This is a genomic window from Allobranchiibius huperziae, from assembly GCF_013410455.1.
Classification (GTDB): Bacteria; Actinomycetota; Actinomycetes; order Actinomycetales; family Dermatophilaceae; genus Allobranchiibius; species Allobranchiibius huperziae.
The window spans coordinates 3,120,909-3,143,864 of sequence record NZ_JACCFW010000001.1; the positions used below are offsets into that span (position 1 = coordinate 3,120,909).

At 71.4% G+C, this 22,956-nt stretch carries 24 protein-coding genes and 1 riboswitch; of the genes, 6 read left to right on the forward strand and 18 right to left on the reverse strand.

The features are described from left to right. Positions 1-29: 29 nt before the first annotated feature. Entirely contained in the window at positions 30-1,784 is a 1,755-nt protein-coding gene (locus tag HNR15_RS14800; protein WP_343048554.1) for a lysine--tRNA ligase, read from the reverse strand. Positions 1,785-1,926: 142 nt separating this feature from the next. On the opposite strand from HNR15_RS14800, the gene HNR15_RS14805 reads away from it, so the two are divergent. Then, positions 1,927-2,787: an NAD(P)-dependent oxidoreductase gene (locus HNR15_RS14805; protein ID WP_179483066.1), complete on the forward strand. Its 861-nt coding sequence runs from the start codon at positions 1,927-1,929 to the stop codon at positions 2,785-2,787. A 24-nt stretch (positions 2,788-2,811) separates the two neighbouring features. On the opposite strand, the gene HNR15_RS14810 is transcribed toward HNR15_RS14805, so the two are convergent. From HNR15_RS14810 to HNR15_RS14840, 7 genes are all read right to left on the reverse strand, one after another. Then, positions 2,812-3,963: an MFS transporter gene (locus HNR15_RS14810; protein WP_179483068.1), complete on the reverse strand. Its 1,152-nt coding sequence runs from the start codon at positions 3,961-3,963 to the stop codon at positions 2,812-2,814. A gap of 12 nt (positions 3,964-3,975) precedes the next feature. Beyond that, complete coding sequence (locus HNR15_RS14815; protein ID WP_179483070.1) at positions 3,976-4,221, reverse strand: hypothetical protein; 246 nt, start codon at positions 4,219-4,221, stop codon at positions 3,976-3,978. After that, entirely contained in the window at positions 4,218-5,525 is a 1,308-nt protein-coding gene (locus HNR15_RS14820; RefSeq protein ID WP_179483073.1) for an adenylosuccinate synthase, read from the reverse strand. Before HNR15_RS14820 ends, HNR15_RS14815 begins: the two co-directional genes overlap by 4 nt. A 159-nt stretch (positions 5,526-5,684) precedes the next feature. After that, entirely contained in the window at positions 5,685-6,641 is a 957-nt protein-coding gene (locus HNR15_RS14825; protein WP_179483075.1) for a helix-turn-helix domain-containing protein, read from the reverse strand. 51 nt (positions 6,642-6,692) lie between these two features. Continuing rightward, a complete protein-coding gene (locus HNR15_RS14830; protein WP_179483079.1) occupies positions 6,693-7,097 on the reverse strand; it encodes a DUF3151 family protein in 405 nt (134 codons plus the stop codon). 63 nt (positions 7,098-7,160) lie between these two features. Further along, on the reverse strand, positions 7,161-8,186 hold the full coding sequence (fbaA, locus tag HNR15_RS14835; protein WP_179483080.1) for a class II fructose-bisphosphate aldolase: 1,026 nt from the start codon (positions 8,184-8,186) through the stop codon (positions 7,161-7,163). Between the two features lie 122 nt (positions 8,187-8,308). Beyond that, positions 8,309-8,962, reverse strand: a complete 654-nt coding sequence (locus tag HNR15_RS14840; RefSeq protein ID WP_179483081.1) for a TrmH family RNA methyltransferase — start codon at positions 8,960-8,962, stop codon at positions 8,309-8,311. A gap of 104 nt (positions 8,963-9,066) precedes the next feature. On the opposite strand from HNR15_RS14840, the gene HNR15_RS14845 reads away from it, so the two are divergent. The 3 genes from HNR15_RS14845 to HNR15_RS14855 all read left to right on the forward strand — a co-directional run bounded on the left by HNR15_RS14845 (position 9,067) and on the right by HNR15_RS14855 (position 11,894). Next, positions 9,067-9,681 carry a TM2 domain-containing protein gene (locus HNR15_RS14845; protein ID WP_179483085.1) on the forward strand — a complete coding sequence of 205 codons (615 nt, stop codon included), beginning with the start codon at positions 9,067-9,069 and terminating at the stop codon, positions 9,679-9,681. Between the two features lie 55 nt (positions 9,682-9,736). After that, entirely contained in the window at positions 9,737-11,014 is a 1,278-nt protein-coding gene (locus HNR15_RS14850) for a GNAT family N-acetyltransferase (protein ID WP_179483089.1), read from the forward strand. A gap of 196 nt (positions 11,015-11,210) precedes the next feature. Next, entirely contained in the window at positions 11,211-11,894 is a 684-nt protein-coding gene (locus tag HNR15_RS14855) for a DedA family protein (protein WP_179483800.1), read from the forward strand. Positions 11,895-11,924: 30 nt separating this feature from the next. Here HNR15_RS14855 and HNR15_RS14860 read toward each other — a convergent pair whose 3' ends face one another. The 7 genes from HNR15_RS14860 to HNR15_RS14890 all read right to left on the reverse strand — a co-directional run bounded on the left by HNR15_RS14860 (position 11,925) and on the right by HNR15_RS14890 (position 19,248). Continuing rightward, entirely contained in the window at positions 11,925-12,659 is a 735-nt protein-coding gene (locus tag HNR15_RS14860) for a (2Fe-2S)-binding protein (RefSeq protein ID WP_179483091.1), read from the reverse strand. Continuing rightward, positions 12,656-13,522, reverse strand: coding sequence for a CbtA family protein (locus HNR15_RS14865; protein ID WP_179483094.1), 867 nt, complete (start codon positions 13,520-13,522; stop codon positions 12,656-12,658). The genes HNR15_RS14860 and HNR15_RS14865 overlap by 4 nt, the downstream gene beginning before the upstream one ends. Before the next feature lie 24 nt (positions 13,523-13,546). Further along, positions 13,547-13,774, reverse strand: coding sequence for a CbtB domain-containing protein (locus tag HNR15_RS14870; RefSeq protein ID WP_179483096.1), 228 nt, complete (start codon positions 13,772-13,774; stop codon positions 13,547-13,549). A 7-nt stretch (positions 13,775-13,781) separates the two neighbouring features. Next, positions 13,782-13,933, reverse strand: a riboswitch (adenosylcobalamin (AdoCbl) riboswitch). Between the two features lie 128 nt (positions 13,934-14,061). Further along, positions 14,062-15,933 carry a DUF2339 domain-containing protein gene (locus tag HNR15_RS14875; RefSeq protein ID WP_179483098.1) on the reverse strand — a complete coding sequence of 624 codons (1,872 nt, stop codon included), beginning with the start codon at positions 15,931-15,933 and terminating at the stop codon, positions 14,062-14,064. A gap of 119 nt (positions 15,934-16,052) precedes the next feature. Then, a complete protein-coding gene (locus HNR15_RS14880) occupies positions 16,053-16,712 on the reverse strand; it encodes a response regulator (protein ID WP_179483099.1) in 660 nt (219 codons plus the stop codon). After that, a complete protein-coding gene (gene macS / locus HNR15_RS14885) occupies positions 16,709-17,866 on the reverse strand; it encodes a MacS family sensor histidine kinase (protein WP_179483100.1) in 1,158 nt (385 codons plus the stop codon). The genes HNR15_RS14880 and macS overlap by 4 nt, the downstream gene beginning before the upstream one ends. Before the next feature lie 131 nt (positions 17,867-17,997). Next, complete coding sequence (locus tag HNR15_RS14890) at positions 17,998-19,248, reverse strand: MFS transporter (protein ID WP_179483101.1); 1,251 nt, start codon at positions 19,246-19,248, stop codon at positions 17,998-18,000. 46 nt (positions 19,249-19,294) lie between these two features. On the opposite strand from HNR15_RS14890, the gene HNR15_RS14895 reads away from it, so the two are divergent. Together HNR15_RS14895 and HNR15_RS14900 are read left to right on the forward strand one after the other, a co-directional pair. Further along, complete coding sequence (locus tag HNR15_RS14895; protein WP_179483102.1) at positions 19,295-20,224, forward strand: LLM class F420-dependent oxidoreductase; 930 nt, start codon at positions 19,295-19,297, stop codon at positions 20,222-20,224. A gap of 3 nt (positions 20,225-20,227) precedes the next feature. After that, positions 20,228-20,788: a winged helix-turn-helix domain-containing protein gene (locus HNR15_RS14900; RefSeq protein ID WP_179483103.1), complete on the forward strand. Its 561-nt coding sequence runs from the start codon at positions 20,228-20,230 to the stop codon at positions 20,786-20,788. A gap of 86 nt (positions 20,789-20,874) precedes the next feature. Here HNR15_RS14900 and HNR15_RS14905 read toward each other — a convergent pair whose 3' ends face one another. Genes HNR15_RS14905 through HNR15_RS14915 form a run of 3 tightly spaced genes read right to left on the reverse strand, consistent with a single transcriptional unit; the run spans position 20,875 to position 22,946 of the window. Further along, complete coding sequence (locus HNR15_RS14905) at positions 20,875-21,558, reverse strand: sirohydrochlorin chelatase (protein WP_179483104.1); 684 nt, start codon at positions 21,556-21,558, stop codon at positions 20,875-20,877. A 17-nt stretch (positions 21,559-21,575) separates the two neighbouring features. Next, on the reverse strand, positions 21,576-22,142 hold the full coding sequence (gene pyrE / locus HNR15_RS14910; protein ID WP_179483105.1) for an orotate phosphoribosyltransferase: 567 nt from the start codon (positions 22,140-22,142) through the stop codon (positions 21,576-21,578). Between the two features lie 21 nt (positions 22,143-22,163). Further along, positions 22,164-22,946 (reverse strand): SDR family NAD(P)-dependent oxidoreductase, encoded by a 783-nt coding sequence (locus HNR15_RS14915; RefSeq protein ID WP_179483106.1) that lies wholly within the window; start codon positions 22,944-22,946, stop codon positions 22,164-22,166. Positions 22,947-22,956: the final 10 nt, after the last annotated feature.

Sequence of the window (22,956 nt, forward strand, 5' to 3'; positions counted from 1 at the left end):
CGCTCAACGGCACCCGTCGGGGCCTCCGGTCAGGGGGCGAGCAGCGCGCGGACCCGCTCCGGGCCGATCGCGAGCAGCAGCGTGGGCAGCCGCGGGCCGGTGTCCCTGCTGATGAGCAGGTTGTAGAGCAGCGTGAAGAACGCCCGCTGGGCCGCGCCGAGTTCCTTGTCGCCCTTCACGATCTGGTCCGCAGCGAGCCCGCGCTGCACCTTCGGCACCCCGTAGACCTGATGGGTGAGGGTGTCCAGCGACCACCCGTCCTCCAGGCGTCCGAGGTCGGCTCCGTTGCCTTCCAGCAGGATCCGCACTGCGTCGCGCTCCTGGTCGGTGAGGGTCGCCAGGTGGTCCAGGTCCGGTTCGCCGCGTACGACGGTCCGGTCGGATGAGGGCATCTGGGTGGCGACCCAGTGCTCCACGCAGTCCAGTCGCGGGCGCAGGTCGTCCAGCGACCGCACCTGCTGCGAGGGGTCGAGCTGCGCGACGATCCGCAGCGTCTGCTCCTCGTCGCCGGTCGTGATGTCGACGATCGAGGCGAGCGTGCGATAGGCGACGGGTACGGGCGTCTGCGTCAGCACGCCCTCGGCGGTCGAGGTCGCCCGCGTCCATGCCGCCACGTCACCGGGCTGACCCTTGCCGCCGGCGACCTTGCGGCACAACGCATCCCACTCGTCGTACATCCGCTGCACGTCGGCGTCGAAGGCCACGCTGAAGGACTGGTTGGGGCGGCGCCGGGCGTAGAGCCACCGCAGCAGGGCCGGCTCCATGATCTGCATGGCGTCCGACGGAGTGGGCACGCCACCGCGCGAGGACGACATCTTGGCCATCCCCTTCATCCCGACGAAGGCGTACATCGGGCCGATCGGGCGCTCCCAGCCGAAGACGGGCGCGAGGTCCTTGCCCACGACGTATGACGATCCGGGCGACTGGTGGTCGACGCCGGAGGGCTCGAAGACGACCTTCTCGTAGGCCCAGCGCATCGGCCAGTCGACCTTCCAGACCAGCTTGCCGTGATGCTCGGTGTGCAGGTCGATCGTGTGCTCGTCGCCGTCGCTGCGGTAGGTCAGGGAACCGGTCGCGTCGTCGTACGCGGTCACGGTGGTCTCGTCGGTGCCCGTGGTGGCGCTGTACGGACGGTAGGGGAAGTACCCGGACCCGCTGGACCCGTCGTCCTCCGCGGCGGCTCCGGAGCCTGCCTCGGCCTCGGCCACTGCTGCCGCGTCGTCCTCGGAGATCTTCTGCTGCTGCTTCTGCTGTGCCGGCTTCGGGTCGTCCGTGGCCGCCAGCGTGCGGTACTGGTCGAGCACTTCGTCGATCCGGTCGCGATGACTCATCGCGAAGAGCACCTGGTCGGTGTAGGCGCCGCTGGTGTACTGCTCGGTCTGGCTGATGCCGCGGTAGACGATGCCCAACTGGGCCAGACCCTCCTCGCACTGGGCGCGGAAGTGCTCGGCCCAGGAGGTGTAGGGCGACCCGCTCGGCGGCGGGACCGACGTCAGCGGCTTGCCGATGTGCTGGGCCCAGGAGTCGTCGACGCCGGGATAGTTCGGCACCTTGCGGAAGCGGTCGTAGTCGTCCCAGCTGATGATGTGCTCGCACTCGACGCCGCGCCGCTTCACCTCGTCGGCGACCAGGTGAGGGGTCATCACCTCGCGCAGGTTGCCCAGGTGGATGGGGCCGGACGGAGACAGACCGGAGGCGCAGACGACCTTGGTGTCGCGTCGTTCTGCCTCCTCGATCACCTCGTCGGCGAGGCGGGAGACCCAGTCGTCCAAACGTTCCGTCACGGGAGGCGAGTCTACGGGCGGCGCCGCACCCGCCTTCGCGAGTGTCCGCAGTCGCGGGCCGACGCCTGCACGGTTCTGCGGACACCCGCGATACGTCGTCGCGGCTGGGAAGAGCAACGGTGGCGAGGCGGTTACCTCTGACATGACTGAAGAGACGACACAGCGGGTGGCAGTGCTCGGCACGGGCGTGATGGGCGCGGGGATGGCGCATGCGCTGCAGCGCGCCGGGCACGACGTGGTGGTCTGGAACCGCACCCGATCGAAGGCCGAAGACGTTGCCACCGAGGGGATCTCGGTCGCGGACTCGGTCACGGACGCAGTGCGTGGTGCCGACGTCGTCGTCACGATCCTCTTCGACGCCGACGCGGTTGTGCAGGTCGCCCGCGAGCTGGTGCCGGCGCTGGGATCGGACACGGTCTGGCTGCAGAGCACGACCGTCGGCCCCGCGGGGATCGCACGCATCGCGGACGAGAGCGGCAGCGACCGGATCGTCGACGCGCCGATGCTCGGCACCAAGGCGCCGGCCGAGCAGGGCAAGCTCGTGGCGCTCCTGTCGGGCCCGACCGCGCTCCTCGACGCCGCGCGACCCGCTCTGGAGGCGATGACCGCCCGCAGCGTCGTCGCGGGCGAGGCGCTCGGCAAGGCCAGCGCCCTGAAACTCGTGTGCAACGCCTGGATCGTGTCCATCACCGCGGCCACCGCCCAGTCGGTCGCGCTCGCCGAGGGCCTGGATATCGACCCGGCCCTCTTCCTCGCCTCGATCGAGGGCGGCCCCACGGACTCGGCGTACGCGCAGCTGAAGGGGAAGGCCATGATCGGCGCCGACTACAGCCCGTCGTTCGCGGTGGACGGCGCATTGAAGGACACCGGGCTCATCCGGGACGCCCTGGCCGGTGCCGAGCTGCGCACCGACCTCGCGGACGCCGTGCTCGCCCTCTTCACGCAGACCTCGAGCTCCGGGCACGGCGCCGACGACATGTCGGCGGTCCGAACGGCGTTCTGAGGCAGGGCGTGCGGGCCGATCGGACTAGAGGTTCACCCGGCGCACGCCGACGAGGTAGACGAGGAACGACGCGGCCACCAGGATCGCCCCGATCCACCCGAGCGCGGGCACGGCGACCACGCCGAGCAGCCGGGAGCCGACGAGCGCCCCTCCTGCGATGCCCAGGTTCGTCGTCGCGTTGACCAGGGAGCTCGCGGCATCGGTCGCGTCTCCCGCCGCCCGCAGCATGACCGTCTGCGTCAGCGTGGGGAAGGCCCCGAACGCAACCCCCCACAGGGCCACGACCGCGATGATGCCGCCGCTCGAGCCGATCACGGCCGCGAGCACCAGGCTGAGGCACATCAACACGATGTCGGCGACCAGCGCCAGGCCCGGACGGCGACTCACCGCCCATCCCGCGGCCACCAGTCCGACGACGCCGCCGCAGCCGTAACCGAAGAGGACCGCTCCCACATCGGGGTGGGTGATCCCGTCGTGCAGCAGCAGTGGGCTCACGTAGGTGTAGAGCGTGAAGTGCCCGAGCGCGAGCAGGGTGATCACCACCGACATCACGATCACGGCCGGGCGCCGGATGCCCGTCATCACCGGGATCCGTGCGTTCGTCCGCGGAGGGTCGCGCGGCGGAAGCACCCGCAGGACCGCGACGGCGAGCCCGCTCAGCGCGACCGCGATGACCACGAACGCCCACCGCCACCCGAGCGCCGTGCCGAGCACGGTGCCGAGCGGCACCCCGAAGACCAGGGCGATCGCGTTGCCGGTCAACACCACCGCGATGGCCCGGCCCGAGGACGCGGGGTCGACGAGGGACACCGCCGCGGCGATCGCCACCGCGAAGAACCCTGCGTGGGCCACCCCTCCGATGACCCGGGCGACCATGGCGACGGCGTCATCGGGTGCCGCGGCGAAGATGAGGTTGCTCACCGCGTAGGTGGTGAGGAGGACCGCCAGCACGCGCCGACGTGGCCACCGCTCCGCGACCGCCGCGATCGGCACCGACATGATCGCGACGATGACGGCGTACGACGAGACCAGGATGCCGGCCGTCGAGGCCGAGATGTCGAGCCCCGCCGCGATCTGGGGCAGCAGACCGACCGGGAGCATCTCGGTGCAGATCGCGAAGAAGACGCACGTCGCGAGCAGGGCCAGTGGCGCTCTCGGCAGGTCTCTCAGCGGCATGCGGACGGCGTCTCAGCTCACCTGGATCGCCCAGTAGAGCAGGAAGATCCCGAAGAGGGCGGCCGGCACCCCGCCGACCAGCAGGCACCCCGCCTGCGCGGCCCTGCCCTGCTCGCGTTGCTCCGGCGACAGCGACCGCAGCTTCCAGCTGGCCACCAGGGCTCCCACCGCGATGACCAGGAAGACGACGGTCAGTGCCCACAGCGTGATCAGGAAGCCGGTCGGCGGGCGGTTGCCGCTGACCGTCCTGGTGATCACCGGGTTTCCAGCAGGTCGTGGCGTACGACGACCTCGTCGCGCCCCGGGCCGACCCCGATGACGCTGATGCGCGCGCCGATCCGTGACTCGACGAACTCCACGTACTCCCGGCACGCCTCCGGCAGGTCCTCGTAGCGGCGCGCGTGGGAGATGTCCTCGAACCACCCGGTGAGCTCTTCGTAGATCGGCGTCGCGTGGTGGAAGTCGGACTGCGACACCGGCATCTCGTCGTGGCGCACGCCGTCGACGTCGTAGGCCACGCACACCGGCACCCGCTCCAGACCGGTCAGCACATCGAGCTTGGTGAGGACGAAGTCCGTCACGCCGTTGACCCGGGTCGCGTACCGCCCGATGACCGTGTCGATCCACCCGCAGCGCCGCGGACGGCCGGTGGTCGTGCCGTACTCGGCGCCGGTCTTGCGCAGGAACTCCCCACTGTCATCGAGCAACTCGGTCGGGAAGGGACCCTCGCCGACGCGCGTCGTGTAGGCCTTGAGGACGGCGATGACCGAGTCGATCCGCGTCGGCGGGATGCCGGCGCCGGTGCAGGCGCCGGCGGAGATCGCGTTGGACGAGGTGACGTAGGGGTAGGTGCCGTGGTCGACGTCGAGCAGCGTCGCCTGGCCGGCCTCGCACAGCACGCTGTCGCCGCGGTCGAGTGCCTGCGAGAGCTCCAGCGACGTGTCACGCACCATCGGGCGCAACCGCTCGACGTACTGCAGCAGCTCCTGCACGGTCTCCTCGACCTCGATCGCGCGCCGGTTGTACATCTTGACCAGCAGTTCGTTCTTCACGTCGAGCGCCGCCTCGACCTTCTGTCGCAGGATCGACACGTCGAACAGGTCCTGCACCCGGATGCCGATGCGGCTCATCTTGTCGGCGTACGTCGGTCCGATGCCCCGGCCTGTCGTGCCGATCCGGCGCGAGCCGAGGAAGCGCTCGGTGACCTTGTCCAGCGTCTTGTTGTAGCCGGCGATCACGTGCGCGTTGCTGCTCACGATCAGCCGCGAGGTGTCGATGCCGCGCGCGTTGAGCCCGTCGATCTCCTCGAAGAGCACCGCCAGGTCGATGACCACGCCGTTGGCGATCACCGGCACCACGCCAGGGGTGAGGATGCCGCTGGGCAGCAGGTGCAGCGCGTACTTCTCGCGGCTGCCGTCGGGCTGCTCGATGACCACCGTGTGCCCGGCGTTGTTGCCGCCGTTGAACTTCACGACGTAGTCGATCCGGTCGCCCAGCAGGTCGGTGGCCTTGCCCTTGCCTTCATCGCCCCATTGGGCGCCGACAAGCACGATCGCTGGCATCGCAGGTTTCCCGTCCGTGGTCGGTGCTGGCTCCGGCGTGGCCAGGAGGCCGACGCGAGTGTGCGTGCGCCATACCGCCGGTTGGCGGCCTGACCCACGCGACTCCCGAGCCTAACGGAGGGGTACGACGGGCCCGAACCGTGCGCGGGGCCCGCCCGTTCAGCCGGCCCGACCGCGGCGTTCGGCGAGGCGCAGCGCCAGCTGGAAGCGGGTGTCCACACCGTGCTCGGCCATCAGCGCGGCGACGCGGCGTCGTACCGTCCGCAGCGAGATGCCGAGCACCCGTGCGATCGCCTCGTCCTTCAACCCCTGCCGCATCAGCTCGAGCAGACCCTCGGGTTCGTCGGCTGCCGGTTCGAGGGCGGCCGAGGCCGACCACAGCCGGTCGAAGAGCTCGACGAACGCCGCGACCACCATCGGGTCGCGCAGCACGACGAAATCCCCGTCGGACCGACCCCATTCGGTGCTGCCCAGCGCGACGTCCGTGCCGAAGACGACGAAGTCGGACGGCAGCGTGCGGGCGACCCGCGCGGCCTCGCCGGCCTGCGCCCACGCCGCGCGCCAGGTCGCGCAGCGCTCCACGACGTCGGCGGCGTAGAGGGACCGCAGCTCCCGGCCCTCCTGCACCTGGTGGCGCAGCGTGGGGTAGGCCGCAACGTCCTGGCTCGGTGCCGTGCGCGCGGCCTGCCGCACCGCACCGACGGTCGAGGCGGCCAGGTGCTCGTGCACGGCGACCAGCTCGGCGCGGTCCACCCGCTCACGATCGGGAGCGGACGCCGACGACAGCTCCCGCCCGATGCGGTGGTCTGCGGCGAACTGGTCGATCGAGTCGCGCACCCGCGCCAGGTCCTGCCGGCGGGTGGCGAGACGCGCCTCCTCGGCGCTGACCAGCCGCTCGAGCGCGGCGCGGGGATGATCGGTGACGAGCTCGCCGCCGGGGCCGACGCGTACGAGTCGCTGGGTGCGCAGCTCCAGCAACGCCGCGTCGCCCTCGGCGTCGGTCCACCCCAGCCGACTGCGGTGCGCGGCGAGCTCGAGCCGCGGCATGCGCAGGATGTTGCGGTAGAGCGCCTCGGCCTGCTCCCCCACCCCGAGCACGGCCAGTCGCGCAGTCACCCGTTCACCGTATGCCGCACCGCGCGCCCCGTCCCCGGCGAGCCGGTCGCCCTACAGGCCGAGAGCCCGCGCACCCGTGGCGCTGGAGTCGTGCAGGAAGTCCGCGCACCGGCGCTGCTCGTCGGTCTCGCCGATCACGCCGGCCGCCCGGGACAGGGCAGCGAGCGCGCGCAGGAATCCGCGGTTGGGCTCGTGCTCCCAGGGCACCGGACCCTGCCCTCGCCAGCCCGACTTGCGCAGCGAGTCCAGGCCGCGGTGGTAGCCGGTGCGGGCGTACGCGTACGCCTGGACCGGTTCGCCCGCACCCAGCGCGGCCTCGGCGAGCTCGGCCCACGCCAGCGACGAGGTGGGGTGCTCCCTCGCGACCTGGGTGGGGTCGGCGCCACCGGCGAGCAGGGCGGCGGCGGGGTCGACGGGCAGGCGGGTCTCGGGGATGCCGAGCAGGTTGTCAGTCACCCGCCCATCATCGCTCAGCCCCGCCGACCGCTCGCCACCCGTCGAGTGCCTCGTACGGTCAGGTCAGGCGTGCTTGCCGGCGGAGCCGAGGCTCTCGCAGGCCTCGACGACCCGGGCGCTCATGCCCGCTTCGCCCGCCTTGCCCCACGCGCGCGGGTCGTACTTCTTCTTGTCGCCGACCTCGCCGTCGATCTTGAGGACGCCCTCGTAGTTGCCGATCATCCAGCCGGCGACCGGCCGGGTGAACGCGTACTGGGTGTCGGTGTCGACGTTCATCTTCACCACGCCGTACGAGACCGCTTCCTTGATCTCCTCGGCGCTGGAGCCGGAGCCGCCGTGGAAGACCAGGTGGAACGGCTTGTCGGTGTCGGTGTGGAACTCCTTGTGGACGGCGTCCTGGGCCTTCTTCAGCACCTCGGGGCGCAGCTTGACGTTGCCCGGCTTGTAGACGCCGTGCACGTTGCCGAAGGTGAGGGCCGTCATGAAGTAGCCGTTCTCGCCGGTGCCGAGCGCCTTCGCGGTCTCGATCGCGTCGTCGGTCGTGGAGTACAGCTGCTCCCCGCCGCCGCCCTCGACGCCGTCCTCCTCGCCGCCGACCACGCCCACCTCGATCTCGAGGATGATCTTCGCGGCCTTGCACTTCTGCAGCAGGTCCTCGGCGATCTGCAGGTTCTCCTCCAGTGGCACCGCCGAGCCGTCCCACATGTGCGACTGGAAGTAGGGCAGCCCGCCGCCCTTGACCCGCTCCAGGGACGCCTGCAGGAGCGGCCGGACGAACCCGTCGAGCTTGTCCTTGGGGCAGTGGTCGGTGTGCAGGGCGATGTTCACGTCGTACTTCTTGGCGATCTCGTGGGCGAACGCCGACATCGCGAGGGACCCGGCGACCATCTCCTTGACGCCCTGCCCGGAGAAGTACTCCGCCCCGCCGGTCGATACCTGGATGATGCCGTCGCTGCCCGCGTCGGCGAAGCCCTTCATGGCCGCGTTCAGGGTCTGGCTGCTGGAGACGTTGATCGCCGGGAAGGCGTAGCCGTTCTTCTTCGCACGGTCCAGCATGTCGGCGTAGACCTCGGGCGTTGCGATGGGCATCTGCTCACTCCTTCGTGTGGAACGACGGCGCGTGGGGCGGCGCCGCCGCGGTGGGCCGTCCGTCGGGATGGCCCGCTGCTGGCACTGTCCGAATTCGAGTGCAGTCTCGCACGCCCGAACACTCAGGGGGACTGGTCGAAAACGTGCCGGCGGGCCCACGCGTGCATCGAGATCGCGGCGGCGGCGCCCGCGTTGATCGACCGGGTCGAGCCGAACTGCTCGATGTGCAGCACCACCTGGCATTGCGCCCGCATCGCGTCGCTGAGGCCCGGGCCCTCCTGCCCGAAGACCAGCACACAGGACCGCGGCAGATCGAACGTCTCCAGGGGCCGTGATCCCGGCAGGTTGTCGATGCCGATGAGGGGTATGCCGCCCGCCTCCTGGCGCGCCCACGTCGCGAGCGCCGCGGCGTCGTCGTGGTGGTGCTCGTGCTGGTAGCGGTCGGTCACCATGGCCCCCCGCCGGTTCCACCGCCGTCGGCCCACGATGTGGAACGCGGCGGCGTTGAACGCGTTCGCCGTCCGCACCACGGACCCGATGTTGAAGTCGTGGCCCCAGTTCTCGATGGCGACGTGGAACTCGTGCCGCCGGGTGTCGAGGTCCGCGACGATCGCGGCCATCGTCCAGTAGCGGTAGCGGTCCTGCACGTTGCGGCGGTCGCCGTCGCGCAGCAGCTCGGCGTCGTACCGCGGGTCGATGTCACCGCCCGAAGTGACGGGCCATGGACCTGGCCACGGTCCGACGCCGATCGCGTTCGCGGGAATCGGGTCGGTCACGGCACGAAGCGTGTCATGCTTCGCGGCTGAATCCGATGGAACCGTTCGGTCGCGGGACGCATCGGAGCCACGCGAACGACCCACGATCCGGAGAGGGCACCCACATGAGCACCGACGACCCGTACGGCACCGGCGGATCCCAGTCCAGCGGCGACGGACCCGATCTGAACAAGCCCGGCAACACCGGACCCGGCCAGGGTCCCCAGCAGGGCGGGTACGCCGGATCGCCCCCGTCGGGCGGGCCCGGTGGCTACGGCCAGGGACCGCAACAGGGCGGGTACGCCGCGCCGCCGCCACCCCCTTCCGGGCCCTACGGCCAGGGACCCCAGGGTGGGTACGGCCCCCCGCAGTCCGGTGGGGGTGACCAGTTCTTCGCCTTCGTCGACGGTGCGGAGCGCGGCCCGCTGAACATCGCCGACTGTCAGCGACTCGCCGTCGACGGTGCCCTGCACGGCGACACCCCGGTGCGCACGACCAGCGGCCAGCAGATCCTCGCCCGGCAGATCCCGGGGGTCTTCTCCCACCGCGAGTGGCTGACCGCGCTGCTGCTGTCGATCTTCCTGGGGGGCCTCGGGGTCGACCGCTTCTACCTGGGCCAGACCGGCCTCGGGGTGCTCAAGCTCATCACCTGCGGCGGCTGCGGCATCTGGAGCATCGTCGACCTCATCCTGATCATCCTGCGCAAGCTGCCCGACGTCGACGGCAAGGCGCTCGCCTGACGCACGCTGGGAATTCCGGTGGCGCGAAGGGGCGTGCGTCCGATGGGATGAACCGGTGCCCTCCTCGCGAACAGCCAGCCCGAAACGTCTGCCCGAGCCGCCGCACCTGGCGCAGCCGAAGCTGACGCAGGTCACCGACCGCACCTGGACGTCGTGGCACGACACGGTGATCGCCGGGTTCCAGGGGAGCGCCGAGACCGAGACCACCGCGCTCAGCCGGGATCTCTTCCCCCCGGCGGGCTGCTTCGGGCTGCGGGTGGGTCGTGCCTGGGTGGCGACCGCGTCGAGCACCGTCCGGTCGCTCTCGGTGCCCGGCGGCGAAGTGCCCTGCGCGGCGGTCTCGGACGTGACGGTCGCGCCGGCGTACCGACGCCGGGGCCTGCTGAGCGCGATGATCCGCCACCAGCTCGATGACCTCACCGCCCGGAAAGTGCCGGTGGCCGCGCTGTGGGCGAGCGAGTCGGGGATCTACGGCCGGTTCGGGTACGGCGTCGCCACCTGGTCGGCCACGCTGAGCGGCTCGACGCACGAGAGTGCCTTCCTGCCCGACATCGCGACGGAAGGGTCGGTCGTCGAGGTGAGCGCCGACCAGCGGCTGGCAGCGGCGCGCCCCGTGCACGAGTCGGTGCGCGCGGAGCAGCCGGGCATGTTCGACCGCCCGGGCCGCTGGTGGGAGATGGAGACCGTGGATCCCGAGCGGTGGCGCGAGGGCCGCTCGGCGCGGCGCTACCTCGTGCACTTCGACGCGGGCGGCACGGTCGACGGGGTCGGCACCTACCGCTTCAAGGACGACTGGAACCGCACGGGTCCGGCCGGAAAGGTCAGCGTGGGGCCGGTCCTCGCCAGCACACCCACGGCGTACGCCGGCCTGTGGCGCTACCAGCTCGACCTCGACCTGGCCCGCACCTTCAGCGCATCCGGTGCGGCGGCACAGGAGACCCTGTTGCACCTGCTGGCCGACCCGCGGGCCCTCGACATCCGCCCGGCCGACGGGCTCTACCTGCGGATCCTGGACGTCTCCGAAGCGCTGCAATCCCGGAGCTACCTCGCCGATGCCGCGCTGGTGCTCCAGGTCGCGGATCCGGTGCTCGCGAGCGTCGACGGGCGCTACTCGCTGAGGATCGCCCGTGGCCACGCCGAGGTCGCCCGCACCCGCAAGGCACCCGATCTGACCCTGAGCGCGCGCGATCTGGCGGCGGTCTACCTCGGCGGCGTCTCGGTCGGCGATCTGCACCGGGCTGGACGAGTGCGTGAGCACACGGCGGGCGCGGTGCGGGAGGCGGCCGGAGCCTTCGGGTGGACGCGCTCGCCGTACTGCCCCGACAACTTCTGAAGGCGACTGCCGGATCCGTCGTACCCCGACACGGTCATCGCGCGACCGTGGTGGCGGTGTGCGTCTGTGGCCAGGGCTGCAGTCCTGGCCACAGACGCACACCGCAGTACTCGTCGCCCGGCGTACGAACCGCATGGCGCTTCCGGGCAGCCGGCACAGCGTGTGCTCAGTGGATCCCCCGTAGCCTGGAGCGGTGATGCATTCCCTCGGCCCGAGCTTCATGGACCCCAACTACCTGCTCGGACAGTTCGGTGGTGCGTTCTTCTGGTTCTCGATACTGATCGTCTTCATCGAGTGCGGGGTGCTCTTCCCGTTCCTGCCCGGCGACTCGCTGCTCTTCTCGATCGGACTCTTCACCGCGACGTCCAGCACCAGCGGCTTCCACATACCGCTGTGGCAGACGATGCCGCTGCTGATGATCGCGGCGTTCGCGGGCAACGTGGCGGGGTACGAGATCGGCCGGGTCGCAGGTGCGCGGCTCTACGAGCGCGACGGCCGGGTGGTCAAGCGCAGCCACTTCGACAAGACCAGCGCGTTCTTCGACCACCACGGCAACAAGGCCCTGGTCATCGGTCGTTTCGTGCCGGTGGTGCGCACCTTCATCACCCTGGTCGCCGGTGCGTCACGGATGGACCGTCGGCGGTTCTTCACCTGGAGCGCCGTGGGTGCGGTGCTGTGGGTCGCGATCGTCACGCTCGCCGGGCTCGCGCTCGGTAAGACCTTCCCGGGCCTGGGCAAGAACATCGACGTCGTGATCCTGGCCGTCGTCCTCGTCTCGCTGCTGCCGGCGCTCTTCGAGTGGTGGCGTCACCGCAAGGCCACGAAGGAGCTCATCGACGAGTCCGCCGACGCCGTCGAGAAGGTCGCCCACCGCGACTGACGGACCCGCTCGACAGCACGACGACCCAGGTCAGGACGTAGCGAGGATGCAGTCGCCGCAGACCGCGCGGGGTCGCACGTCACCCCCGACGCGGTAGATCAGGCAGCAGCTGCGGCGCCGGAAACGCGAGGTTCCGACCAGACCCGTGTGCACGCCGAGTCCGCCCGGGCCGGGCAGCCCTGCCAGCAGTGCGTCCGCGACGGTACGCAGCCGAGCGGACAGCTCGGGGTGCGTGGCTGATCCCGCGATGACCGCGCCGTTCACCGCCGAGGCGGTGTTGCCCCACAGCACCGACGGCGATCCCTGCACGGCATCCACCAGAGGAGCCAGCAGATCGCGGACGAGCCCGACCGCCCACGCGTCAAGCGGACCCGGTCGCGCTCGGTCCAGCGCCCGCGAGGCGACCGACAGCTCGAAACCGCCACCGAGCGACGGGATCCACCACAGATCGTCGACTCCCACCGGCAGGAGGACCCCGTCCCGTGCCGCCAGGCCCACCCACGGCGAGACCAGGCGCGCGACGAGTCCGAGGTGCATCACCGAGGCGGCCACTCGCAGCTCGACCCGCGACGGGTCGAGGCCGACGCCCGAGGCGAGGTACGCGCGCACCTGCTCCACCCGTGGCGCAGGATCGGCCAGCAGGTCGGTGACCGGGCTCCACGGCGCGGGTGGCGGACCCTCGCCGTGGGTACGCACGACGAAGAACGGCCCCAGATCCCGCAGTGCATCGAGGGATCCGGGGCCGAACGGTCGTGCGTGGGTCACCTCAGGGACGCCGGCGCCGTGTCCCGCCGTGCCGGCTCGGGCGCGCTCGGAGGTGTGAGGACGCGTTCGGCCATCGGCGCGAACACCAGCCCGATCGCGCCCCACAGGATCACCTGCGCGAGCAGCGAGTAGATCCGGAAGGTCGCCAGGGTGTCGGCCGGGAAGCCGGGGTAGACGATGCGGCCCTGTGCGTCCTTGAGCGGCAGCGGCGTCTCGGTGGCGTGCCGCCCGAACGTGTGCACGTTGGCCGCCAGCTCACCGAACGACGGCAGCAGCGCCATCACGATGCCGACCGCGACGACGTACGCCGCGCCGGCCGCCAGTGCCGCGTTCCAGGTGCCGAGCCGCGCCTGCAGCCACCGACCGAGCAGTACCGCGCCGATCAGCAGCAGTACCGCCGCCAGCGTCATCGTCAGGTAGAGCACCGACCGACTGCGGATGGTGTCCTCGTGCCCGATGGCCGGGGGGTTGGCGGGGTACTTCAGGAACGGGACGACGTACATCGACAGCAGCCCGCCCCCGGCGACGAGCAGGGCGAGCGTACGTGCCCGCACGCCGCCGACGCGGCCGAGGCAGATCGTGTAGGTGACCGCGAAGAGCAGGCCCATGGCGACACCGAAGAAGACCATGCCGACGCCGATGCCGACGTTGGCCTGGACCGTGCGGCTGAAGATGTCCGGGCCCATCGCCGGGACGGCCTGACCGGCCGCCTTGTCCAGCGCGTCCTGGGCGGCGTCGCGCCCGCTCTCGTAGTTGATGGCCGCGGAGATCTGCGGCTCAGCGAAGATTCGTGCGAAGACGAATGCCAGGAGCCCGCCGACGGCGCCCGCGAGGGCGCCGCGCAGGATCAGTGCGCGTTCCATATCGAGTTGTCCGTCCGGCCGGGGTCAGTGGCAGGGGAACCCGAGGAAGTGACGCGAGTCGTGGACGAACTCGTGGATGTGGGTGTCGCTGCCGAAGACGGAGAACGCGCCCTGGTCGACGCCGATGAAGTAGTAGAGGGCCAACGCGACGATGGCGGCACCGAAGATCCACGCGAACGCGCGTGCCTCCGAGGTGACGACGGGCGTGGCGGATGCGCGCGCCGTGGGGGCGGTGTTGGGAATGGTGCTCATGGTGGTACCTCTCAGCAACGGGATCGTGCGTCCCTTGGCAGAAACAGAACAACGACGGGTGAGTTCCTGACTGCGGGGACCGGAATCCCCTCTCACAGTGGCGCGACCGTGCCGGATTCTCACCGGCTTCCTCGGTCCCGTCGCGGGGTCAGTCAACCACCCCCGGACCCGGGCGTCGAGGCGCCCCGCTCCTACGCACCGTCGCCAGGTCGCGCAGGCACGCGGACGGGGGCCGGTGACGTCGTCGTCACCGGCCCCCGTGCTCCCTTTCCCCCTGGAGGGTCTGATCAGCCGACCGGCTGCAAAGGCACCTCCGCGTCGGTCGACTCATCCGGTGTACGTCGAGCGACGGCCTGCGCGTACCGGGTGCCCGCCGCGAGCAGCAGCAGGCCGACAGCCATGAAGGATCCGGCCCGGACCAGACCGTCGAGCGCGGCCAGGTCGTAGAGGAACAACTTGGCCAGGGCGGCCGCCACCAGTCCCAGACCGGCGACCGTGAGCCCGGCGGTGTTGGTCGTGGACCTCAGTCCCAGGGCGAGGGCCGCCATGGCCCCGGCCATCAGCGCGGCGGACACGACCAGTTGCGCGGCGTGGTAGCCGCCCTCGCCGCCCACTCCGGCCCCGAAGGTGAGGACGGTGACCAGCAGGCTCCAGAACGCCGGGACGGGTGCGATCAGCAGCAGCGGCAGCTGGGCCGGGCCGCTCGTCACCCGTCGGGCCGACCACAGGGTGCCGAGCACCGCGGCCAGCACGACCAGGCCGGCGAGCGCGTCGGTCGGACCGGTCGTCCGGGCGGCGTAGGCCGCGTCCCACGCGACCGCGGGATGCACCAGGTCGGCCTGCACGCCGACCGCGAGGATCGCGAAGAACGTGCCGATCCCCCAGACGGGCAGCGACCGCTGCTGATGGGCAGCAGCGAGCAGCCCGAGGGCCACGACGGCGATCAGGGCGGGGAGCAGGTGCCCGCGCGTGGTGGTTACGCACACCTCCAGGCCCGCGATGCTCGCGACGACCGCGGCCGCCGACAGGGTGAAGGCACCGACCGGCCGGGCGATGACCAGCGCGGCCACGGTGACGGTCGCCAGGACGGCCGCGGCGAGGATGCTCCACGGTCGCTCGATCATCGGGATCGCGACGAGGAACGGCAGGGACGCCACGGCGTACACCAGCGCGCCCACCGGATCGGCGCCCTTGCCCCGAGGCAACAGCACGGCCACCAGGTCGAGTGCTGCACACGTCGCGGCGGCGACGATCCGCAGCACGAAGTGGTCGCCGTCGTGGAAGACCTCCGCGACGAGCAACGCCAGGACGACGGGGATCGTGCGGACCGGGCCGACCGTCACCCAGCCGCGCAGCTTCTCCGGGACGATGCCCGCGGCCTGCAGCAGGAGCAGGAAACCCACGAGTTCGAGGTTCACGTCACCGGTGATGAAGGGGGCCAGGCCGACGATAGCGAGGAACGCCAGGACGGTCATCGGCTGCGAGCGCCAGTACGTCGACAGGGTCACCGCCCCGGTCGCGACCGACCCGGCGAGCGCGAGCCCGGCGATCGGGGAGAGCCAGTGGTAGTAGTCGGTCGTCGCGACGACCACCATGAAGAGCCCGGCGAAACCGGTCGTGGCGAGGGCGACGGCGCCGGTGCGGCCACCGGTGCGCCCGAAGAGCCGGACGCCCGCGGCGATGAGGACGACGGAGAGCGCGCTGCCTGCGCCCACCCGGGCCGCGGGGCCGAAGTAGCCGGCCTGTGCGGCCAGCACAAGCATCATCACCACGCCGATCAGCGTGATCAGGACGCCGAGTCCGGCGAGCAGTCGGCTGATGACGCCGTCGCGCTGCCACCACGGGGTGCGCGGCGGGGGCGGAATGGTCGGCGGCGGGGGTGGATAGCCGCCACCCGGCATCTGCGGACCGGCTGCGTACGGCTGCTGGTGCGGGCGGGATGCGTACGGCTGCTGCGGACCGGCGTGGGGCTGTGAGTTCGACGCTCCGACGTACGACTGGGCCGAGATCCCTCCCCCGGCGTTCAGAGGGAAGGGCGCGCGCTGCGGACCCGGTCCGCCGGCGGCATGGAAGACCGCCGGCGGTCGACCGTCTGCCGGCGGTGTTGGCTGGGTGGGTTGGGTATCTCGGGACGGGGTGGGGAGCTGTGGTGTGTTCATGCGCTTCAGCCTGCTGACCTACGGTGATACGCGGATCGGGGCGATTACGCACCCCGCGTGAGTACTTCTACTCAGGCGGCCGGGGCGGACCGCGTAGGAGAGCGGGCACGTCCGGGTGGTCAGTCCAGGCCCTGCTCCAGGGCGTAGCGCGCCAGCTCTACACGGTTGCCCAGGTGCAGCTTGCGCAGCGTCGCCTGCACGTGGTTCTCCACGGTGCGGTGGCTGATCCCGAGGCGGGTCGCGACCTGCCGGGCCGACAGGCCCTTGGCCACGAGTCGCAGCACCTCGGTCTCGCGGTCGGTGAGGGCGGGCAGACCGGGCGTCGCATCGGTCGGTGCGGCGTTCGCCGTACGGCGGTATTCGCCGAGCACCAAACCGGCCAGGCCGGGCGTGAAGACCGCCTGCCCGTGGGCGGTGCGGGTGACGGCGTCGATCAGCTCCGGGGCGGACGCACTCTTGACCAGATAGCCGCTGGCGCCGGCCTTGACCGCGTCGAGCACGTCGTCGCGTTCGGACGATGCCGACAGCACCAGCACGTGGGTGTGCGGCGACACCTCGCGCACCGCGGCGGTGGCCTCGACCCCGCTGCCGTCGGGCAGGTGCATGTCCATCAGGGCGACGGTGGGGACGGTCGCTGCCGCCCGGCGCTGTGCCGTGGCGACTGAGTCGGCGGTCGCCACGACCTCGAACCCGGCGTCGGTCAGATCGCGGCTCACGCCGTCGCGCCACATCGGGTGGTCGTCGACCACCATCACGGTGATCGCGGCGGCCTCGCTCATGTCGTCCCCTTGGCCAGGTGGATCTCCCACTCGGTGCCCACTCCCGGACCAGTCTCCAGCACGGCGGTGCCACCGAGAGCGCGTACGCGGCCCTGGATGGAGTCGGCGACGCCCATCCGCCCTTGGGCGCGCGCCTGGTCCAGCCGGCCGGGCGGGATGCCCGGCCCGTCGTCGCGCACCGTCAGCACCACCTCGTCCCCGAGGTCCTCCAGCAGCACGTACGACGACGCGTCCGGCCCGGCGTGCCGCTCGGTGTTGTGCAGGGCCGTGCGGACGACGGCGACCAGCTCGTCGACCCTGTGCCGAGGCAGCTCGATCGCGTCGGCGGGTGCGGCGAAGGTCGCGGTCGGAGGCAGCACCGCGCGCACGGCGTCGCGCAGGTCCGTGTGGGCAGTGGATCGCTGGTCCGGCAGCGCGCGGGACCGGCTCAGCAGCACCCGCAACGCGTCCTCCTGCTCGCCTGCCAGCTCCGCCAGGCGCGCACCCTCGCCGCCGACCTCGCGCCCGCGGCGGCGGACGAGGGCGAGCACCTGCAGCACCCCGTCGTGCACCTCCCGCGCCAGCCGGTCGCGCTCGTCGGTCGCGGCCTGCATGCGGATCGCGGTCTGCAACTCGGTGTGCGCGCGCCGGGCGATCTGGGCGCCCGCGCCGATCGCCAGACCGACCGTGCCGAGGATCGGCAGCGTCGCGTCGAAGAACCACCGGCCGAGCTGGTCCAACGCGCTCAGACAGACCAGGCCGATGACCAGCCCGGCGATCATGCCCGCGATCCGTCCGCGCAGGATCGCAACGGAGACAACGGCGTTCGCCACCCAGAAGGTGGTCGGCAGCGGTTGTTGATGCACGTAGAAGTGGTGCGGCACGACGGCGATCGTGCTGAGGACCAGCAGCAGGGTGACGACGACCTCGGCGACGACGAGCGGCGTACGCCGGGTGCGCGGGAGCAGGTAGGCGACGCCGAGGTAGGTCGTCCAGGCCAGCTGCAGGGCGATGAGGACCCAGCTCAGGGCGACCCGGTCGTAGTGGCCGTGCTGCACGATCTGGACGCCGACGGCGTACGCCATGGTGGCGAGGCGGAAGACCTGCGCGGCACGCCAGATGGGGAGCGTGCCGTCGGTGTCCCGCGCGCTGTCGGGCCGGACGTTGGAGCTCACGCACACGGTGTAGCACCTCGGGGGCCGCGCGCGCGCCCGCTCGCGCGGGTCCGTCACCCGACCGTGGCACAGATAGGCCCGAGAGCCACAGGTCGTCCTGTGGCTCTCCGACCTACCTGCGCCAGAGTGGGTCAGGGGGCAGGGACGGGCAGCGGGGTGTCGGCGACCGGCTCGGGCACGTGCTCGGTCGACGTACGCGCGAGCACCGCGGCGCCGGCGGCGAGGACCGCGAGGCCCGCGACGCCGGACACCACGAACGCGGGACGGACGCCCAGCAGGACCCCCAGCAGCCCTCCCAGCGCGATAGCGGCGGTCGACGACGTCTGCATGAGCCCGTTGACCGCGGCGGACACCCGGCCGCGCTGAGCCGACGGCGTGCGGGTGATGAACAGGGCACCGAAGCTTGCGTTGGAGATGCCCACTCCCGCCCCGACGACGACGAGCAGACCGAAGTACGCGATCACTGTGGTGGCCACGCCGAGGACTCCGAGCGCAGCGGCCGCGGCCGACAGACCGGTGAGCATCGCCCACGCGCGGGTCCGATCACGCGCGATCCGTCCGGCGAGCGCCGCGCCGGCGACCGTGCCCACGCCCGCTGCGATCTCGGAACAGCCGAACTGCGCGGCGCTCACCCCGATGTCGTGCCGCGCCAAGGAGACCTCGAGGACGTTCAACCCCTGCAGGACCACGACCAGCGGCACCATGCAGGAGAGCAGGCACCAGAGCAGCCGGTCACGGCGCACCGCGCCCAGGTCGGGCATCAACAGCTGCCGGAGTCCGGGTCCGGTGGCTTCGGCGGCCAGGGCCCGTCGGCGCACCTTCAGCCGCAGCGCCACCACGGCCAGGTAGAGGTAGCAACCGGCGGCGACCAGCATCGCACCGCCACCGCCGACGGCGCTGTAGAGGACACCCCCCGCCCCGGCCCCGAGCGGCGCCAGCGCCGCGGTGAGCGCCTGTTGTCCACCGACGGCGGCTCCGACCCTGTCCTCGCCCACCACCATCGGCACCAGCACGCTCCACACCGGCGCGATCAGGGAGGTCCCGACGCTCAGCAGGGCGATCGCCGCACAGGTGAGGGCGAAGCCGGGCGATGTGGCGAGCACCAGACAAGCGGCGACCTCGGCCGCGATGCCGACCATGAGCACGCCTTGGGAATCGCGATGGTCGGCGGCTCGCCCGATCGGGCCGGCACAGAGGATGACCGGCACCACCTCGGCGAGGAGCAGCACCATGATCCGGCCCGAGCCCGCCCCCTGCGCGGTCAGCCGGAGCAGCTGCACGATGAGCACCATCCCCGCCCCCGCGGCGGCGACGGAACGACCGACGGCCAGCCTGCGGAAGTCACGCACGCGCCAGACCGAGTCGTGAAGGGTTTGTTTCATATTGTGAAGTTACTGCTTCACGTCGGTATCTGCAAGAGTTGCAGCCATGGATCTGCGCATCTTCACCGAACCCCAGCAAGGCGCGTCGTACGACGACGTGCTGCGCGTCGCCCGAGCGACCGAGGACCTGGGCTTCGACGCCTTCTTCCGCAGCGACCACTACCTGCGGATGGGTGACGGCAACGGAGCGCCCGGTCCGACCGACGCCTGGATCACGCTGGCCGGCCTGGCACGGGAGACCTCCCGCATCCGGCTCGGCACACTCGTCACATCAGCGACCTTCCGCCACCCCGGCCCGCTGGCGATCTCGGTGGCCCAGGTGGACCAGATGAGTGGCGGCCGGGTTGAATTCGGTTACGGAGCAGGCTGGTTCAGCGCCGAGCATGCGGCGTACGGGATCCCCTTCCCACCAGTGAAGGAGCGCTTCGACTGGCTCGAGGAGCACCTCGCCGTCATCACCGGCCTTTGGTCGACGCCGGCGGGCGAGACCTTCTCCTACGACGGTGCGCACCTGCAGCTGCACGATTCCCCGGCCCTGCCCAAACCGGCGCAGGCCCGGGTGCCGGTCATCATCGGCGGCCACGGCAAGCGACGCACGCCGGCGTTGGCGGCGCAGTACGCGACCGAGTTCAACGTGCCGTTCTCCAGCCTGCCGGACACGTCCGCCATCTTCGAGCGGGTGCGAGCCGCCTGCGCCGAGCGCGGCCGGGACGCGGGCGAGCTCACCTGGTCGGCCGCACAGGTCGTGTGTTGCGGCAGAACCGAAGAGGATCTTTCACGACGCGCCGCGGCGATCGGCCGCCCGCTGGGCGACCTGCGGGAGCACGGCCTCGCCGGTACGCCGGCCGAGGTGGTGGACGCGCTCGGCCGGTTCGCCGAGGCCGGGGTGCAGCGGGTCTACCTGCAGGTGCTCGACCTCGCCGACCTGGATCACCTGGAGGTCATCGCCTCTGACGTCCTGCCGCAGGTCGGCTGAGCCATGGCGCGACGGGAGCGGACGGAGCGCACCCTCACCGACGTCCGTGCGCTGCGCGCACTGGCGCATCCGGTGCGTCAGCAACTCGTCGAGGACGTGCTGAGCACGGATGAACCGCTCACGGCGACGGAGGCTGCGGCCCGGTGTGGGATCACCCCGTCGGCGATGAGCTACCACCTGCGCGCGCTGGAGAAGTGGGGGATGGTCGAGCGGGTCGACTCCGGCGACGGGCGCGAACGACCGTGGCGCAAGACCGCGGACGGGTTCAAGATCGACAACTCGGACGGCACCGACATGCCGCTCGCCGAGCAGGAGACGGTGGTCACCGAGTTCCTGCGCTCCGCCACCCAGAACCTGGTGTCCGGGATGCGTGAGGACGACGACTCGCTGACGCTCTGGCGCGCGAGCCTGCTGCTCACCGAGCAGGAGACCAACGAGCTGGACGCCGAGCTCTCCCGGCTTCTCGACCGGTACCGCGACCTGCACGAACCCGGCGACCCGGGCGTGAAGCGGCGTCGTACGTTCTGGCTCAATGCCTCCGCGGAGCCGCGACCGACCGACTGAGGGCCGCCCCCGTCATCGAGCGAAGCGGTCATGTCCCCACCACTCGAGCATGAAGGCTCCGCTCGATGGAGAGAAGGGGTGCGCGGTCAGTCGATGGCGGCGCGGTAGCGCGCGACGGCCTGTTGCACGAGCCGCTCGTCAGCTCCCAGCGGCGCGGTCACGAGGTCGGCGCCGGCCTGGTGCAGCTTGTCGTGGAAGTGTCCGGGGCCGAGCAGGTAGGCCGCGATGGCGACCCGGCTCGCGCCGTCGGCACGCAGCCGGGCGACCGCTTCGGGGATGCTCGGCGAGCTCGCGGATCCGTAGCCCAACAGCACCGGGCCGGACCCGGCGCGGCGTTCGGCGAAGAGAGCAGCGGCCTGCTCGGCGTCCCGCGCCGCCTGCGGCCGGCTCGAGCCCGCCGCTGCGAAGACCACCGCGTCGCTCGGCTCGACGCCCGATTCGGCGCACCGCGCGATCATCGTGTCGGCGAGCAGGGGCGCCGGGCCGAGCGCGCTCGTCGCCCGGGTACCCGGATGGGCACGGACCACCCGGTCGATGTCGACCTCGACGTGGTAGCCGGTCGAGAGCAGCAGCGGCACGATCACGGGCGGGTTGGACGCGTCGTACAGATCGGCGACGACGTCGCCCGGGCCGGGTGCCTGGACGTCGACGTACGCCGCCTGGACGCGGACGCCAGGCAGCTCCCGTCGTGTCGCGGCGAGCAGATCGAGCACGACCTGCTGACCGGCCGGGTTGGCGGTGCCGTGTGCGCAGAGAACGAGCGGCGGCATCCGGATCGCGTCGTCGTTCAGGAGATTCCGAGGTCGTTCGGGCCGTACGCCCACAGGTAGGGCACGCCGCCGTCGGCCTGGATCCGCTCGGCGGCACCGGTCGCCCGATCGGCGATCACCGCGACGGCGACCACCTCGGCGCCCGCCTCGCGCGCGGCGGTGACCGCGTCGAGCGCGGACCCGCCGGTGGTGGAGGTGTCTTCGACGATCAGCACCCGGCGACCCTGGATCGAGGGACCCTCGACGCGTTGCTGCAGCCCGTGCGACTTGCCCTGCTTGCGCACCACGAACGCGTCCAGCGCCGGTCCGTCGTCGTCGGCGGCAGCCGCGTGCAGCATCGCGGTGGCGACCGGATCGGCGCCCATGGTGAGCCCGCCGACCGCGTCGTACGCGAGATCGCGGGTGAGGTTGAGCATCACGCGGCCGACCATCGGGGCGGCCAGCCCCGAGAGGGTGATCCGGCGAAGGTCGAGGTACCAGTCGGCCTCCTTGCCGGAGGACAGCGTCACCCGGCCGTGCACGATCGCTCGCTCCTGGATCTGCTGCAGGAGGTTGCGGCGGTCGACTTCCACGGAGTGCGTCACGGCGAAGGAGCCTAGCCGGGGTTACTTCTGCGGGCGGTGGGCGCTCGCCAGGCGGCCGCGGCGTACGAGCGGACGCGGGACCGTACGCAGCGCGGTGGTGATGACCTTGTACTGCAGCCCCGGCACCGAGATGACCTTGCCCTTGTCGACATCGGCCAGGCAGTCGCGCACGAGCCGGTCGGCCTGCAACCACAGGAACTCCGGCGAGCCCTTGTGGTTGATGCCGGCGCGCTCGTGGAACTCGGTGTGCGTGAAGCCCGGGCACAGGGCCGTCACGGTCACGCCGGTGCCGACGAGCTCACCGGCGAGGGACTCCGAGAACACGGTGACGTAGGACTTGGCGGCCGAATAGGTACCCGAGGCCATGAAACTCGCCACCGACGACACGTTGACGATCGCGCCGTGGCCGCGTTCCTTCATCGCGAGCGCCGCCGAGTGCGAGAGCACCATGACGGTGCGCACGAGGATGTCGAGCGAAGCGATCTCGTCCTGCACGTCGTTCTGCAGGAAGCGCTTCTTGAGCCCGTACCCGGCGTTGTTGACGAGCAGATCGACGGGCCGCTGCGGTTCGCTGAGCCGCCAGGCGACCTTCTGTACGTCGAGGGGATCGGTGAGGTCGGCGGTCACCACCTCGACGCTGACGCCGTGCCGCGCCTCGAGGTCGGTCTTGAGCGCCTCCAGCCGGTCGGTGGAGCGCGCGACGACCACCAGGTCGTACCCGCGCTCGGCGAGCTGGGCGCAGAACGTGGCACCGATGCCCGCGCTGGCTCCGGTGACGAGGGCGGTCTTCGCGTGGTTACTCATGGGTTCGGAG